Here is a 221-nt window from a genome sequence, read left to right on the forward strand (position 1 = left end):
TATACTTTGTGTATACAAAACAAGAAAGGAGCGTGTCCAATGAAAAAAGCATATTTTTCAATTCGTATCTATAAGAATGCACTGAATCCGAAGTATGTTGAAGCTATTGGACATGCTCTTTTCGTATTTAATCGTGCGAAGCATTTCGCTTTTCAAACGCAAGTGTTAGAAAAACGTTCTGGCACCTCCAGACGTTCTGAGAGTATGCAAATTACTGTAAA

At 36.2% G+C, this 221-nt stretch carries 1 pseudogene; it reads left to right on the top strand.

The features are described from left to right. Positions 1–39: 39 nt before the first annotated feature. Positions 40–221, top strand: a pseudogene (locus CN326_RS05240) (hypothetical protein); the annotation flags it as partial.

The sequence above is a fragment of the Bacillus sp. AFS018417 genome (assembly GCF_002560985.1).
GTDB lineage: Bacteria > Bacillota > Bacilli > Bacillales > Bacillaceae_G > Bacillus_A > Bacillus_A rhizoplanae.